This is a genomic window from Streptomyces sp. NPDC046261, from assembly GCF_040646235.1.
Taxonomy (GTDB): Bacteria; Actinomycetota; Actinomycetes; order Streptomycetales; family Streptomycetaceae; genus Streptomyces.
Genome location: NZ_JBEYZU010000006.1, coordinates 263,195 through 278,583, shown reverse-complemented (window position 1 = coordinate 278,583; position 15,389 = coordinate 263,195). Strand labels below are relative to the sequence as shown.

The 15,389-nt window shown below is 73.0% G+C and carries 11 protein-coding genes; 2 read left to right on the top strand and 9 right to left on the bottom strand.

The features are described 5' to 3' along the window. Positions 1-62 precede the first annotated feature (62 nt). The 7 genes from ABZ956_RS14565 to ABZ956_RS14535 form a co-directional block, all read right to left on the bottom strand. Positions 63-1,688 (bottom strand): penicillin-binding transpeptidase domain-containing protein, encoded by a 1,626-nt coding sequence (locus ABZ956_RS14565; RefSeq protein ID WP_361892129.1) that lies wholly within the window; start codon positions 1,686-1,688, stop codon positions 63-65. Between the two features lie 116 nt (positions 1,689-1,804). After that, entirely contained in the window at positions 1,805-3,577 is a 1,773-nt protein-coding gene (locus tag ABZ956_RS14560) for a phospholipid carrier-dependent glycosyltransferase (RefSeq protein ID WP_361892127.1), read from the bottom strand. Between the two features lie 90 nt (positions 3,578-3,667). Further along, complete coding sequence (locus ABZ956_RS14555) at positions 3,668-4,450, bottom strand: SDR family oxidoreductase (RefSeq protein ID WP_361892124.1); 783 nt, start codon at positions 4,448-4,450, stop codon at positions 3,668-3,670. Between the two features lie 10 nt (positions 4,451-4,460). Continuing rightward, positions 4,461-5,633, bottom strand: a complete 1,173-nt coding sequence (locus tag ABZ956_RS14550; RefSeq protein ID WP_361892122.1) for a serine hydrolase domain-containing protein — start codon at positions 5,631-5,633, stop codon at positions 4,461-4,463. 82 nt (positions 5,634-5,715) lie between these two features. Further along, complete coding sequence (locus tag ABZ956_RS14545) at positions 5,716-6,486, bottom strand: ABC transporter ATP-binding protein (protein WP_361892119.1); 771 nt, start codon at positions 6,484-6,486, stop codon at positions 5,716-5,718. Continuing rightward, entirely contained in the window at positions 6,471-7,235 is a 765-nt protein-coding gene (gene cbiQ, locus ABZ956_RS14540) for a cobalt ECF transporter T component CbiQ (protein WP_361892117.1), read from the bottom strand. The genes ABZ956_RS14545 and cbiQ overlap by 16 nt, the downstream gene beginning before the upstream one ends. Before the next feature lies 1 nt (position 7,236). After that, positions 7,237-8,280 carry an energy-coupling factor ABC transporter permease gene (locus ABZ956_RS14535; protein WP_361892114.1) on the bottom strand — a complete coding sequence of 348 codons (1,044 nt, stop codon included), beginning with the start codon at positions 8,278-8,280 and terminating at the stop codon, positions 7,237-7,239. Positions 8,281-8,535: 255 nt separating this feature from the next. Between ABZ956_RS14535 and ABZ956_RS14530 the strand changes: the two genes are divergently transcribed. Then, positions 8,536-10,572, top strand: coding sequence for an MDR family MFS transporter (locus tag ABZ956_RS14530; RefSeq protein ID WP_361892111.1), 2,037 nt, complete (start codon positions 8,536-8,538; stop codon positions 10,570-10,572). 117 nt (positions 10,573-10,689) lie between these two features. Further along, on the top strand, positions 10,690-11,766 hold the full coding sequence (locus ABZ956_RS14525) for a DUF1524 domain-containing protein (RefSeq protein WP_361892108.1): 1,077 nt from the start codon (positions 10,690-10,692) through the stop codon (positions 11,764-11,766). A gap of 16 nt (positions 11,767-11,782) precedes the next feature. Here ABZ956_RS14525 and ABZ956_RS14520 read toward each other — a convergent pair whose 3' ends face one another. Continuing rightward, positions 11,783-12,979: a MarP family serine protease gene (locus ABZ956_RS14520; protein ID WP_361892105.1), complete on the bottom strand. Its 1,197-nt coding sequence runs from the start codon at positions 12,977-12,979 to the stop codon at positions 11,783-11,785. A gap of 148 nt (positions 12,980-13,127) precedes the next feature. Beyond that, positions 13,128-15,347, bottom strand: coding sequence for an MMPL family transporter (locus ABZ956_RS14515; RefSeq protein WP_361892102.1), 2,220 nt, complete (start codon positions 15,345-15,347; stop codon positions 13,128-13,130). Between the last annotated feature and the right edge of the window lie 42 nt (positions 15,348-15,389).

Here is a 15,389-nt window from a genome sequence, read left to right as displayed (position 1 = left end):
TGCGCCGGGAGACCCTTCGCGGGGTCTCCCGTGGCGGAGGCGGGCGGCGGCCGGGGTGCCGTTCACCCCGCGCGCAGGACCGCCGCGACGATGGGGCCGGCGGAGTCGCCGCCGTGGCCGCCCCGCGGGACGACCGCGGCGGCCGCCACGTCGCCGCGGTAGCCGGTGAACCAGCCGTTGGGCCGGCTCTGGCCGTCGACCTCCGCCGACCCGGTCTTCGCGCCGACGTCGCCGCCGAGCCCGGCCATCGCGCCGGCGCCCGTACCGGAGAGCGCGGTGAGCCGCATCATCGAGCGCAGGTCGCGGGCGGCCGCCGGGGACAGGGCGCGGGGGGCCTTGGCCAGTTCGCGGCCGTCCAGGGCGGGGTCGACGAGGTAGGGCTGGTGGAACGAGCCGCTGCGGACGGTCGCGGCGACCGAGGCCATGTTCAGGGGGCTCATCTGCACGCGGCCCTGACCGATCATCGCCGCGGCCTTGCCGGCGCCGCTGTCGGTGGGCACCCTGCCGTCGAAGGTGGGGACGCCGGCCTTCCACTCCAGGCCGAGGCCGAAGACGTCACGCGCCTCGGTGGCGAGGGCGTCGTCGGGGATCTGCCCGGCGAGCTGGACGAAGGCGGTGTTGCAGGAGGCGGCGAAGTCCTGGGCGAAGGTGGCGCCCGGGTTCTCGCTCTCCTCCACGTTGTGGAAGGTCATGCCGTACGTGGCGTTCTTCGGGCAGGGCAGCGGCTTGCCCGGTGACGCCTTGCCCTTCTCCAGCAGCAGGGCGGAGGTGACGACCTTCATCGTGGAGCCGGGGGCGGTCTGGCCGGAGAGCGCCGGGTTGAACTCGGTCTTCTTGGCGTTGGCGATGGCCAGGATCTCGCCGGTGCTCGGCTTCACGGCCACCACCGAGGCGTCGTCGTGCTTGGCCACCGCGGCCTCGGCGGCGCGCTGCGCGGCGGCACTGAGCGTGGTGCGGAGCCTGCCGGGCTTGCCCGGGGAGAGCACGTGCAGGGTCTTGGCCTGACCGTCACCGCTGCCCGCGGGGCCGCCTTCCACCCGGACCTCCACGCCCGGCTCGCCGCCCGCCTTCTCCCCGAACCGCTTGCGCAGTTCGGGCAGGACGGACGCCAGCGAGGGGAAGTCCGAGACCTTCAGCTCGGTGCCGTCGCGGTCGACGGCGGTGATCTGCGCCGCCTGTGTGGTGCCGGTCCGCAGCGACCGGCCCTCGGTGAGCTCGGGGTGGACGACCGTGGGCTGCCAGTCCACCAGCGGACGGCCGCTGGTTTGGCCCCGGACGACGGCCAGCGAGGAGTCGTACGTCCACGTCGAGCGCTGCTTGCCGTGGACGACCTCGGCGGTGACGGAGAACGGCACCTTCGCGCCCGTGGCCGCGCCCTGCTTGAACGCCACCTTCTCCACGTGCGCCGCCTCGCGGTAGCCGGTCAGCGCGGTGGTGGCGGCCTCCGCGTTGTCGGTGAGGTCCGCGGCCTTGCGCGTCTCGCCCGCCGCCCACGCGGCGAGGAAGTCGCGCGCGGTCCTCTCCGTCTCGCTCGCCGACGGCGGCCCCGTCGGCACGGGTGCCGCCTTGGTTCTCGCGCCCGAGCCGCCGTCCGCGACGGCGTCGACCAGGTTGTAGGCCCCCAGCCCCGCCGCCCCCACTACCGCGGCGCCCACGACGCCTGCGGCGATCTTCACACCAGTGCGCATGTCTTGCCCCCTCCTGGTTTTAATCACCTGATTAAAACCTCGGTGGCACTCTACGGGAGGGAGGTGACACATGGAGCGATTCCGGCCTCGCCGCCCGCCCCCGGCCTGACGTCACATCAGATCCAGGTGTCGAACCACATCCGGTTCCGCCACGCGTCCATGGGAATCGCCTGGCCCGTGTAGATCGGGAAGAAGTAGATGAAGTTCCAGACGATGAAGAGGACCAGCGTGCCCGCGCCCACCGCCCCCACGACCCTGCGCCGCTCCGAGGACTCCGGCCGGCCGAGGATCGCCCCGATCAGCATGGCCACGGCCAGGCACAGGAACGGCACGAAGACGACCGCGTAGAAGACGAAAATCGTCCGCTCCTGCCACATGAACCACGGCAGATAGCCGGCCGCGACCGCGCACAGCACGGCCCCCGCACGCCAGTCGCGCCGCAGCGCCCACCGGTAGAGCAGGTACAGCAGCGCGAAGCACGCCGTCCACCACAGCAGCGGTGTGCCCAGGGCGAGGACCTCGCGCGCGCACTTGTCGGCCGCGTCCATCGGGCAGCCTTGCTGGCCCGCCTTCGGGGACTCGTAGAAGTAGGAGACCGGGCGGGACTGGACCAGCCAGCTCCACGGGTTGGACTGGTAGGTGTGGGGCGAGGAGAGCGTGGTGTTGAACTGCCACACCTGCTGCTCGTAATGCCACAGGCTGCGCAGCGGATTGAGCACCCCGGCGAGGAACCCGTCCGGGCTGTGCCCGCCCTCGGTCTCGGCCCAGTGCCGGTAGAAGCCGCTGTGCCGCCAGCCCTCCGTGCGGCTGTAGGTTCCGCTGTTGACGAACCAGCCGGTCCAGGAGGCGAGGTACACGCCCACGGCCACGGGCACGGTCGAGACGAACGCCCACGGCACGTCGCGCCGCAGCGCCGAACGCCACGGGTGCCGGGCCCCGGCCAGCCGCCGGGCGCCGACGTCCCACAACACCACCAGCAGCCCGAACGCCGCCAGATACACGGCGCCGTTCCACTTCGTGGCGAAGGCCAGCCCGAGGAAGACCCCGGCGGCGATCCGCCAGGGCCGCCACCCCAGCCGGGTCCGGTCGCCGACCACGGCGTCCGGCAGCGCCACCCCGTCCTCACCCTCCGGCAGCGCCGCCGCCAGGCGGGCCCGGGCCTTGTCCCGGTCGACCAGCACGCACCCGAAGGCGGCCAGGACGAAGAACATCAGCACCGAGTCGAGCAGCGACGTCCGGCTCATGACGTAGTGCAGACCGTCCACGGCCAGCAGCGCCCCCGCCAGGCACCCCAGGAACGTCGACCGCAGCAGCCGCCGCCCGATGCGGCACAGCATCAGCACGGACAGGGTGCCGAGCACGGCCACCATGAAGCGCCAGCCGAAAGGGTTCAGCCCGTACAGCCACTCGCCGATGCCGATGACCCACTTGCCGACGGGCGGGTGCACGACGTACGAGGCGGCGTCACCGACGGCGGTGTTCCCGGCGATGATCTGATCGTTGGCCTCCTTGGGCCACTCGACCTCGTAGCCGTACTTCCACAGCGCCCAGGCGTCCTTGGCGTAGTACGTCTCGTCGAATATGACCGCCTTGGGGCTGCCCAGGTTCCAGAACCGGATGCCCCCGGCGAAGAGCGCGACGAGCAGCGGCCCGAGCCACCCCGTCGACCGCGCCAGCAGCGTCGCCGCTCTCGGACCGGCCCCCGCCGCCGCCCACAGCCGCGTCCCGGGCTCGGGAAACGGCGGTACGAGCCGCTCCCGCACATCGGACAGCGCCTTCCCGTGGCTGGGGCCCGCATAGCCGAAACGGCGGAGTCTGCGCTGCCACGGAGGCGGCTGCTCGTCTGCCGTCGGGCCCTGCTGGGCGTGCGTCGCGGTGTCACTGGTCACCGCGCCATCGTAGGGAACGACCCTGTGGGAGTCCTGGGGGCGCCGCGCGGAGCGCCGCGCGCGTGAGCGGGGGCCCGGTCCCCGGCCGTCTCAGCCTTCCCCCCGCAGCGCCCGCCGCAGGCCCACGTTGCCCACCAGGATTCCGCCGTCCACCGGCAGCGTCACCCCGGTGATCCACGCGGCGTCCGCCGAGGCGAGGAAGGCCACCGCCGCCGCGATGTCCTCCGGGCGGCCGACGCGGCCCAGGGGGTAGTGCTCCGCCGCGCGGTCCAAGGCCGCTTCCCTGCCGTCCCAGTTGGGCGTGCGGACCGTGCCCGGGGCCACGAGGTTCACGCGGACGCCCCGGGCGGCGCAGTGGCCGGCCAGGGTGCGGGTCAGGCTGGCCAGGCCGGCCTTGGCGGCGCTGTAGGCGTGGTTGCCGAAGTCCTGTTCGGCGTTGACGGAGCCGATGTTGACGATCGCGGCGCGGCCCCCGGCGGCGGCCAGGTGGGGCATCGCCGCCCGGACGCACCGCATGGCGCCCGTGAGGGTGATGTCCAGGTCGCGGGCCCATTCGCCGTCCGCGTAGTCCTCCACCAGCGGCGGGTCCGGGTGGCAGGAGAGGGCGTTGTTGACCAGCACGTCGAGGCGGCCGAAGCGGTCCACGGCGTGCGCCACCGCCGCCTCGGTGGCCGCGCTGTCGGCCACGTCGCACGTCGCCGCCTCGGCCGGCAGGCCGTCCGCGCGCAGCGCCGCGGCCGCCTTCCGCGCGCGCTCGCCGTCAACGTCCGTCAGGAGCACCCGCGCGCCCTCCGACGCGAGGCGGCGGGCCGTGGCCTCGCCGATGCCCCGGCCGGCGCCGGTGATCAGTACCGCGTACCCCTCGAAGCGCATGCGGGCAGCATTACCCCGCCAGGGACCTGGCAACCGCCCGTACCAGCGCCTGGGCGCGCGGGTCGGCGGTGACGTTCTTCTGCATGCCGTTGGTGACGTAGCCGAAGGCGATGCCGGAGGCGGGGTCGGCGAAGGCCAGGGAGCCGCCGCGGCCGGGGTGGCCGAAGGAGCCGGGGGCCAGCAGGGGCGAGGCGGGGCCGTGGAGCATGTAGCCGAGGCCGAAGCGGGTGTTGACGACCAGGACGCGGTCGGGGCCGGCGGACTCCTCCGTGCGGGCCATGGTGAGCGTCGCGGGGGCGAAGAGGCGGCGGCCGCCGTCCACGACGCCGATGAGGGAGCCGTAGAAGCGGGCGAGCGCGTCCGCGGTGGCGATGCCGGCCGAGGCGGGGAGTTCGGCGGCGCGGTAGGCGGGGTCGTTCTCGTCGGCGTGCGGGGTGATCGCGGCGAAGGCACGGCGGGTGAGCGAGGACGGGTCGCCGTAGGCGTCGGTGACCGCCGCCTTGGGGCGCACGCGCAGCCCGGCGGACGCGGCGGCGGCCGGGGCCTCGATGTCCGCTATGCGGCCCACCCGGTCCTGCTCGGCCTCCGGCAGGCCCAGCCACAGGTCCAGGCCCAGCGGCCCGGCTATCTCCTCGGCGACCCAGGTGCCGATGGACCGGCCGGTCACGCGCTTGACCAGCTCGCCGATCAGCCAGCTGTAGGTCTGGGCGTGGTAGCCGTGGTCGGTGCCGGGCTCCCAGGCGGGCGGCTGCGCGGCGAGGGCGGCGGGGCCGCTGACGCCGTCGACCGCCTGGGCCGGGGTGAGGGGGGTGTCGAGCGCGGGCAGGCCGGCGCGGTGCGAGAGCAGGTGCCGTACGAGGACCCGTTCCTTGCCGGCGGCCTTGAACTCCGGCCAGTACGTGCCGACGGGCGCGTCCAGGTCCACCTGGCCGCGCTGGTGCAGGAGCAGCGGGACGGCGGCGGCCACGCCCTTGGTGGCGGAGCGCACGACCTGCGCGGTGCCCCGGGTCCACGGGTCGGAGCCGCCCGCGTCCTTCGTGCCGGCCCACAGGTCGACGACGCGGCGTCCGTCCCGGTAGACGGCCACGGCCGCGCCCCGTTCGCCGCGCCGTGCGAAGTTCTCCGCGAAGGCGTCCCGGACCGGTCCGAAACCGTCCGCCACCGTGCCCTGGACGTCCACCACTGTTTTCCGCTCCCACTGTGCCGATCGCTACAAATCCCTCCACCATGGTGCATCGTGATCGCGGGTGCTCCGGACCAGGGGGTCATCCCCGCACGGCCGCCGACCGCGGGTCGAAGCCGAACGGCAGCTCCAGCCGGTGGGCGCGCATCAGCTCCTCGTCGCACAGCAGCTGACGGGTGGGGCCGTCGGCCGCCATGACGCCGTCGCTCAGCACGACGGACCGCTCGCACAGCTCGAGGGCGTACGGCAGGTCGTGCGTGACCATCAGCACGGTGACGTCCAGGGAGCGCAGGATGCCGGCGAGCTCGCGGCGGGAGGCGGGGTCGAGGTTGGAGGAGGGCTCGTCGAGGACGAGGATCTCGGGCCGCATGGCCAGGACGGTCGCCACGGCCACCCGGCGCCGCTGCCCGAAGGAGAGGTGGTGCGGGGGGCGGTCGGCGAAGCCGGCCATGCCGACCTGGGCGAGGGCCTCGCCCACGCACGTCTCCAGTGCGGCGCCGCGCAGTCCGGCGGCCGCCGGGCCGAAGGCGACGTCCTCGCGCACGGTGGGCATGAACAGCTGGTCGTCGGGGTCCTGGAAGACGATGCCGACGCGGCGGCGGACCTCGGCGAGGTGGCGCCTTTCGACGGGCAGCCCGGCCACGCGCACGGAGCCCGCGCCGCCGCCGAGGATGCCGTTGAGGTGGAGGACGAGCGTGGTCTTGCCGGCGCCGTTGGGGCCGAGCAGGGCGACGCGTTCGCCGCGCCCGACGGTCAGGTCGACGCCGAAGAGGGCCTGGTGGCCGTCGGGGTAGGCGAAGGCGAGGCCGCGGACCTCGAGGGAGGGCACCACAGGGGTCATGTCAGCATCCATCCGGTCAGGCGGACCGCCAGCGCGGCCAGCGGCAGGGCGGCCGCGTACGTCCACTGCGCACGTGACGCGCTCACCTCGTCGATCACGGGCATGGTGCCGGCGTAGCCGCGGCTGACCATCGCCAGGTGGACGCGTTCCCCGCGCTCGTAGGAGCGGATGAACAGCGCCCCCGCGGATGTGGCCAGCACCCGCCAGTGGCGCACCCCGCGGGCGGTGAAGCCGCGCGATTCGCGGGCGATGCGCATGCGCCGCATCTCGTCGGCGATGACGTCCCCGTAGCGGATCATGAAGGTGGCGATCTGGACGAGCAGCGGCGGCAGCCGCAGCCGCTGCAGGCCCAGCAGCAGCGCGCGCAGCTCGGTGGTCGAGGCGAGGAGCACCGACGCGGCGACGCCGAGTGTGCCCTTGGCGAGGATGTTCCAGGCGCCCCACAGGCCGGAGTGGCTGAGCGAAAGGCCCAGGACGTGGACGCGCTCGCCCTGGGCCACGAACGGCATGAGCAGCGCGAAGGCGACGAACGGCACCTCGATCAGCAGCCGGCGCAGCAGGAAGGCGGCCGGTACGCGGGCCGCGGCGGCGACGGCCGCCAGCAGCAGCGCGTACAGGCCGAAGGCCCACACGGCGGTGCGCGGTGTGGAGACCACGACCAGCACGAAGCAGAAGACGGCCGCGATCTTGCAGTGCGGGGGCAGGGCGTGGACCGGTGATCGGGCGTGCCGGTAGAGCTTGTGGGTATGGCCGGCGCCCATGTCAGACCGTGCCGGGGGACGAGGCCCGCGCCTGGGCGGAGGCCCGGCGGCGGCGCAGGACGACGACCACGCCGGTGCCGGCCGCCAGCGTCGCGCCGACCCCGATCACCCCGGCGAGCCCGCCCGCGATCCACTCGTCCGTGACGTTCCTGACCTGGTAGTCGGCCAGCGGTGAGTCCTTGGCTGCGTGGTCCTCGGCCTTGCTGTCGATGCCCTTGTCGTGGGCGACCTTCTCCAGGCCGTCGGGGCTGGTGGAGGCGTAGTGGCTGACGAATCCGGCGAGCGCGAGGGCGGCGAGGAGGGCGACGGCCCTGATCCGGCGGAGCGGGCGCGGGGCGGCCGTGGACACGACGGGCTCGATCACCGTCCCGTCGGCGGCGCGCAGCTGGAGCGGCTTGGCCAGGCCGCGGGCGCCGTGGACGAGGTCGGGCCGGACGGCGAGCACCGCGCTCACGGTGAGGGCGGTGATGGCCGCCTCGCCGATGCCGATGAGGATGTGCACGCCGACCATCGCGGTGAAGACCTTGCCGAGGGGCACGTCGGTGGTGCCGCCCAGGGCGTAGAGGAGGGTGAAGGCGCCGGCTGCCGCCGGTACGGAGACCAGGGCGGCGGTCAAGGCGGCGGCGGTCACGGCCGGGCGGCGCCGGGGCAGGGCCGTGACCAGCAGCCGGAACAGGGCGTAGGCGACGACCGTGGTGACGACGGCCATGTCGGTGATGTTCACGCCGAGGGCGGTGAGCCCGCCGTCCGCGAACAGCACGCCCTGCATCAGCAGCACCACGGATATGCAGAGGACTCCGGTGTAGGGGCCGACGAGTATCGCCGCCAGCGCGCCGCCCAGCAGATGGCCGCTGGTGCCGGCCGCGACGGGGAAGTTCAGCATCTGGACGGCGAAGACGAAGGCCGCCACGAGCCCCGCCAGGGGGGCCGTCTTCTCGTCCAGTTCTCTGCGCGCCCCGCGCAGACAGACCGCGACGGCCGCCGCGGCGACGGCCCCGGCGGCCAGGGATACGGGGGCGTCGATGAAACCGTCCGGTACGTGCATGGCGAGCTCCGTCCGTTCGTGCGTCGCGCGTGCGGTTCAGCCGTGTGATCCAGCCCGTTGGGTTCAGCCTTTTGGTTCAGCCATTGGGTTCAGCCGTTTGGTTCAGCGCTGAACCGCTCGATGATAGGGGCGGCCTGCGAACGAGTGGCAAGAGCGTGTGAGATGCGACTGCGCGCCCCTCACCCGGCTCCACGCCTGCCAGAGGTGGCGAGTCGGGGCAACTCCCCAAATGCTGGGCACGGGAGGTACGTCACCATGACCACGGCCACCGCGCCCGCCCCACAGGCCCCGGCCCCGCCCGTGCTGAGCCGGCGGCGTACGAATCTCGTCTTCGTCACGATCGTGCTCGGCATGCTGCTGGCCGCCCTCGACCAGACGATCGTCTCCACCGCGCTGCCGACGATCGTCGCGGACCTGGGCGGTGGCGGTCACATGGCCTGGGTGGTGACGGCCTATCTGCTCACCGAGACGGTCGCGACCGTTCTGGTCGGCAAGTTCGGCGACCTCTTCGGCCGCAAGGTGGTCTTCCAGCTGAGCGCGGTCGTCTTCACCGGCGGCTCCGTCTTCGCGGGCGCCGCGAACTCCATGGCGATGCTGATCGCCGCCCGCGCCCTGCAGGGCGTCGGCGGCGGTGGTCTGATGGTGACGGCCATGGCCCTGATCGCGGACGTCATCCCGCTGCGCGAACGGGGCAAGTACCAGGGCGCGCTGGGCGCGGTCTTCGGGGTGACCACGGTCGTCGGCCCGACCCTGGGCGGCGTCTTCACCGACCATGCCACCTGGCGCTGGTGCTTCTACGTCAACGTGCCCGTCGCCATCGTGATGGTGGCCATGGCGGCCCGGACCATTCCCGTGATCCGCTCGGCGGTGCGCCCGGTCATCGACTACCTGGGCATCGCGCTGGTGGCCGCCGGCTCCTCCGGGCTGGTCCTGGGCCTGCAGTGGGGCGGCAACACCTACGCCTGGGACTCGGCCGTCATCGTGGGCCTGTTCGCGGGCGCGATCGCCTTGCTGGCGGGCTTCGTGATGGTGGAGCTGCGGGCGGCGGAACCGATGCTGCCCATGCATCTCTTCCGCAATCCCGTCTTCACCGTCTGCTCGACGCTGAGCTTCATCGTGGGCTTCGCGATGCTGGGCGCGCTGACGTACCTGCCGACGTATCTGCAGTACGTGGACGGGGTGTCGGCCACGATGTCGGGTGTCCGGGCGCTGCCGATGGTGGCCGGGCTGCTGGGCGCGTCCATGCTGTCGGGCATCGCGGTCAGCCGTACGGGCCGCTATCGCGTGTTCCCGATCGCCGGCATGGCCGTGATGGCGCTCGGGCTGTATTTGATGTCGACGATGGGCGCGTCGACGGGGGCGTGGCTGGAGTCGCTGTACATGTTCGTGCTCGGGGCCGGCATCGGGCTGGCCATGCAGGTGCTGACGATCGCGGTGCAGAACACCGTGCCGTACCACGAGCTGGGCACGGCCACCTCGGGCGTGACGTTCTTCCGTACGCTCGGCAGCGCCTTCGGCACGGCCATCTTCGGCACGCTCTACACCAACCAGCTGATCCCCAACCTCACGGAGGCGCTGGCACGTTCACCCGGGGTGCCGCCGGCCGCGGTGCAGAGCCCGCAGGCGCTGGGCCGGTTGCCGGAGGAGGTGGCGCGGCCGGTCGTCGACGCCTACGCGCAGACCGTGAACTACGTCTTCTTCTGGGTGGTGCCGGTCGCCCTGGTGGGCTTCGTCGCTGCCTGGTTCCTCAAGGAGGTGCCGCTGCGCGACAGCGCGCGGGCGGGGGCCTCCGACATGGGCGAGGCGTTCGCGGCGCCGGACTCGGGCGAGGCGGACCGGCAGTTGGAGCGGGCGGTGGCGAGCGTGATGCGCAAGGCCGGGGGCGGCCCGGTCAGCCGGCAGATCCTCGACGCGTCCGGCAGCACGCTCGACTCCCTCCAGGCGTGGACGCTCGGGCAGATCCACTGGCGCCTGCGGCTGCGCGGCGATGCCACGCTGTCGCAGGTGGCCGCCGCCCATCGGATGCCGGCCGAGGTGCTCGAGCCCGCGTTCGCCCGTACGGCGCGGGCGGGGTACGCGCGCCGGGAGGGCGACCGCCTGTTCCTGACCCCGGCCGGCGAGGCGGAGCTCGAGCGGCTGAGCGCGGCCTGGCGTTCCTGGCTGGCCACCCATCTGGAGGACTGGGACGCCGGCGATCCGGAGGACCGCGCCCGCATGGACCGCGCCCTGGACGGTCTGGCGGAGCGGCTGCTGGAGGAGGACGAGCACGCGCGGGAGCGCACGGGCGTGTGAGGCCGTCCCCGCCGAAAGCCAATGGGGTGAATCACGGCAAACACGAGCATGTAATGACGCATTCGGTCAACTCCCTGAGGGCCACGTCGGAGTGGACGTGGACCGAATGGAGGTTCCATGCGACCGGAGAAGATAGTCACGCGCCGTCACCGGCTGACCTTGCCGTCCGCCATCACGGTGGCCCTGGCGATCAGCGGTACGGCCCTGCCGGGCGCGGCCGCGTTCGCCGCGCCACAGCTCGGGCCGGCTCCGGCGCACCAGCGGCACACGGCGAGCCCGGCGGACTACGACGAGACCGACTGCGAGGGCCCGGCGGAAGGGGACGGCGACGTCTACACCCGGCCCCCCGTGACCGGGCAGCCGACGAAGGAGGAGGACGCCGAGCAGCCGAAGGGGAAGCCGCCCCAGGATCGCCCCAAGGGCCGGCCCGCCCGGGACGCGGACCACGCGAAGACCCCGCAGGCGAAGGAGCCTGACCACCCGAAGGCCGAGCCGGCCAGGAAGCCGGAGCAGCCGAAGGCCCAGCCGGCCAAGGAACCTGGGCACCCCAAGGCCCCGGCCGCCCAGAAGCCCGGGGCCAGGCCCGCGCCGTCGGGCGTGCGGCCCGCCAGCCACCGCGGCCTCCCGCTGAAGTGGCCCAAGAACATCCCGGACCGCGACGACGCCGCGCGCATGCTGGACGAGCTCGAGGTCAGGACCTTCAACAGCAAGGGCTACGACCGCAGGCACTTCGGCGGTGCGGCCTGCTGGGTCCGGCACGGCGTCAACCGCTGCACGACCCGCGAGATGGCCCTCAAGATCCAGTCCATCGTGCCGGCGAGGCTCGAAGGCAAGTGCAAGGTCGTCGGCGGCCAGTGGCACAGCGAGTACGACAACAGGACGATGAACGATCCGCTGCACGTCGACGTCGACCACATCGTGCCGCTGCGGCACGCGTGGGGTTCCGGGGCGAGCAGCTGGCCGGCGGCGAAGCGTCAGGAGTTCGCCAACGACCTGACCGCCTCCCCGCAGCTGATCGTGGTGTCCACCTGGAGCAACCGCCGCAAGGGCGACAAGGCGCCGGACAAGTGGATGCCGTCGGGCGGCGAGTGCATGTACAGCCGGGCGTGGATCGCGGTGAAGGACTACTACGGCCTCAGCGTCACCGAGGCCGAGAAGGACAAGCTGCGGCAGGTCCTGGGCAAGTGCGACTGACCACGGCCGGGCGGCGCTACAGCGCCGCCCGGCTCCCGGTGCTCACCGGTGCCGTCGCCCGGGCTGCGCGCTGCGCGGCGTCGGCGACCTGGTCGGCGGTCAGCACGTAACCGGTCTCCTCGTCGGCCGTGGAGCGGGCGAAGACGACGCCGTAGACCTTCCCCGTGGGGGTCAGCAGCGGGCCGCCGGAGTTGCCGGGGCGGATCGTGGAGCGCACGGAGTAGACCTCGCGGGTGGTGATGCCGTCGCCGTAGATGTCCTGGCCCTTGGCGCGCAGCTCGTTGGCGACGGTGGCCGCGCGCAGGTCGAGGCCGCCGTTCTCGGGGAAGCCCGCGACGACGGCCGCGTCGCCGCGCTTGGCGCTCTTGTCGAAGGGCAGCACGGGCGCGGCCAGGCCGGGGACGTCCAGGACGGCGACGTCGGACCTGGGGTCGAACAGCACGACCTTGGCCCGGTAGGCGCGCCCCACGCCGCCGACCTTGACGGTGGGGTCGCTGACGCCGGCCACCACGTGGGCGTTGGTCATCACGTGCTCGTGGGCGTAGACGAAGCCGCTGCCCTCCTGGCCGCGCCGGCCGTCGCCGACGTTGGCCACGCCCTCGACCTTGACGACGCTGTCGCGGGCCGCCTGTGCCGCGGCGGCGGTGACCGCGTCGCCGGACGGCTTGGGGACGCTGGTGGCGGGTTCGTTCTCGAAGGGGTTGAAGACCTGGGGGAAGCCCGCGCCGGACAGCGCGTCGGTGGTGCGGCTGAACCAGGTGGGCGCCTGCTCGGGCATGGCCCGCTGCACCGCGCCCAGCAGCGCCGAGTCCTTGATCTCCCGGGTCAGGAGGGTCGAGTTCGCCGAGACGAGCACGCTCGCCGCCACCCAGCCCACCAGCAGCACGGCCAGCGAGTTGACGGCCGCGCCGCCCACGCCGTCGACGCCGCGCACCGGTGCCCACGTCAGCTTGGACCGCAGCCGCCAGGCGAGCCGCCCGGCCAGGGCGTGGCCGACGGCGGCGGGTATGAGGACCACGAGCACGGCGACGACGGCCGCCGCCCGCGTCCCGGCCTCGAAGGGCTCCAGCGCGTACGGCAGCGCCCACACGCCCAGCACGGCGCCGCCGAGGAACCCGGCGAGCAGCACGGCGCTGGCCACCAGTCCCCGGCGGTAGCCGGACACGGCGTAGCCGAGGACGACAAGCATCAGCAGCACATCGAGCAGGTTCAACGCGGAGCCCTTTCCTTCACACGCGTCCCCCGATCGCGCCCACAGGCGTGGACTAAGGAAAACGCCGGCCCGAAGGCCGGCGGTTCCCATTCATGCCGAATTCATGGCGTACGCCACGTTGTGGCTGCGCCCGGCGCCGCCCGCGGCGTCAGACGCGGCTCGGCTCGCGGACGGTGTCCGGGTCCGGGTCGGCGTCCGCGACGGTACCGGCGGGCGCGAGCCGCTGCTGCAGGCGCTCGCCCTCGACGTCGACGTTGGGCAGCACCTTGGCCAGCCATCCGGGCAGCCACCAGGCGGAGCGCCCGAGCAGGGCGAGCACCGCCGGCACGATGGCCATGCGCACCACGAACGCGTCGAAGAAGACGGCGATGGCGAGCCCGAAGCCGATCATCTTGATCATCGGTTCGGAGGAGCCGATGAAGCCCGCGAAGACGCTGATCATGATGACGGCGGCCGCGGTGACGACCCGGGCCCCGTGCCGGAAGCCGGTCACGATGGCCTGGCCGGGCCGCTCCCCGTGGACGTACGCCTCCCGCATCCGGGTCACGAGGAAGACCTCGTAGTCCATCGCGAGGCCGAAGACGACGCCCACCATGAAGATCGGCATCATGCTCATGATCGGCCCGGTCTCCTCGACGCCGAAGAGCGAGCCGAGCCAGCCCCACTGGAAGACGGCGACGACGGCGCCCAGGGCCGCGACCACCGACAGCAGGAAGCCGAGCGCCGCCTTCAGAGGCACCAGCACGGACCGGAAGACGACCATCAGCAGCAGGAAGGCCAGGCCCACGACGAGCGCCAGGTAGGGCAGCAGGGCGTCGTTCAGCTTCTGCGAGACGTCGATGTTGACGGCCGTGGTGCCGGTGACCAGGACCTTGGCCCCGGTCTTGGACTCGATCGAGGCGCGCTCGGCGCGGATGGCGTGGACCAGGTCCTCGGTCCGCTCACCGCTCGGCTTCGACTTCGGCACAACGGTGATCGTCGCCAGGTCGCCGGCCTGGTTGAACGCCGGCGGGGTCACCATGGCCACGTTGTCCAGGCCCTTGACCGTCGTGGCCACGTGGTCGACGGCCGCCTTGGCGTCCTTGCTGCCCGCCACGTCGACCGGCACCAGCAGCGGGCCGTTGAAGCCGGGGCCGAAGCCCTCGGACAGCAGGTCGTACGCCTTGCGCTGGGTGGTGCTCTTGGGCTGGGAGCCCTCGTCGGGCAGGCCCAGCATCAGCGAGCCGGCGGGCACGGCGATCGCGCCCAGGCCCAGCACGCCGACGAGCAGCACCACGACCGGGCGGCGCAGTACGAGGCGGGCCCAGCGCGTGCCCAGGTTGGGCTTGTCCTCGGCGGCGGCGCCGGGCGCGGCCTTGCGCACCTTGCGGGCCAGCACCTTGCGGCCGGCGAAGCCCAGCAGGGCGGGGATGAGGGTGAGCGCGATGAGCACGGCGATGGCGACGGTGCCGGCGGCGGCCACGCCCATCTTCGTCAGCATGGGGATGTTGACGACCGCGAGGCCGGCCAGGGCGATGACGACCGTCAGGCCGGCGAAGACGACGGCCGAGCCGGCGGTGCCGGTCGCCCGTCCGGCGGCCTCCTCCGGCTCGCGGCCCTCGGCGATCTCCGCGCGGTAGCGGGAGACGATGAAGAGCGCGTAGTCGATGCCGACCGCGAGGCCGATCATCGTGGCGAGGGTGGCGGTGTTGTTGCCCAGGTCCAGGGCGGAGGCGAGCGCCGCGATGGAGGAGACGCCGATGCCCACGCCGATGATGGCGGTCAGCAGCGGCAGCCCGGCGGCCACCAGGGAACCGAAGGTGATGATGAGGACGACGGCCGAGATGATGATGCCGATGATCTCGGTGGAGCCGCCCTCGGGCATCGACTGGAGGGCGCTGCCCCCGGTCTCCACCGTCAGCCCGGCGTCGCGGCCGGCCGTGGGAGCGGCCTTGAGGTCCTCGCGCGTCTCGTCCGTCAGGTCGTTGGCCTTGACCTTGTAGGTGACGGAGGCGTAGGCGATGTCGCCGTTCGCGCTGACGGCGCCCGCGGTGAACGGGTCGGCGACGGCCGCCACCTGGGGGCCGTTCAGCTCACGGACGACCTTGTCGACCGCCGCCTTGTTCTTCGGGTCGGTGACCTTCTGGCCACCGGGGGCCTTGAAGACGATGCGCGCGGTGGCGCTGTCCGCCTTCATGGCCGGGTTGCGCTGCTCCAGCAGGTCGAAGGCGCGCTGCGCCTCCGTGCCCGGTATGGAGAAGTTGTCGGTCGCCTTGGGCGCGGACGCGGCGCCCGCGCCGGCGAGGACCAGCAGCGCCACCCATATCAGGGAGACGTACCAGCGGCGCCGGAAGGCGAGCCGGCCGAGTTTGTAGAGGAACGTGGCCACGAGTGTGGTGCTCCCGTCGGGTCGGAAACGTAAGGAACCGGG